This window comes from Mesorhizobium sp. M8A.F.Ca.ET.207.01.1.1 (assembly GCF_004794715.1).
GTDB lineage: Bacteria > Pseudomonadota > Alphaproteobacteria > Rhizobiales > Rhizobiaceae > Mesorhizobium.
This window is the reverse complement of the sequence record NZ_SRUS01000564.1, coordinates 1-285: the sequence shown is the minus strand read 5'-3', so window position 1 is coordinate 285 and position 285 is coordinate 1. Positions and strand designations below refer to the sequence as shown.

At 65.3% G+C, this 285-nt stretch carries 1 protein-coding gene; it reads left to right on the top strand.

What is annotated here, in order from left to right:
- Positions 1 to 54 precede the first annotated feature (54 nt).
- On the top strand, positions 55 to 285 hold a 231-nt coding region (locus EN850_RS35845), incomplete at its 3' end, for a glutathione S-transferase N-terminal domain-containing protein (RefSeq protein WP_136093090.1).

The window sequence follows — 285 nt, the reverse complement described above, 5'->3', positions numbered from 1 at the left end:
CAAAGGGCATGCACTGCGCGCGGTATGATGTGGCCCTTCCCCAGGATCATCCCCATGCGCATGGTCCACCATCTTGAAAACTCCCGCTCACTGCGCGTGCTGTGGATGCTGGAGGAGCTGGGGCTGGACTACGAGCTGCGCCGCTATCCGCGCGATCCGAAGACACTGCTGGCACCGCCGGAGCTGCGCAGGGTGCATCCGCTCGGCAAGTCGCCGGTCCTGCAGGATGGCGACCTGGTGCTGGCCGAGTCTGGCGCGATCCTGGACTACCTTGCGGACCGTTAC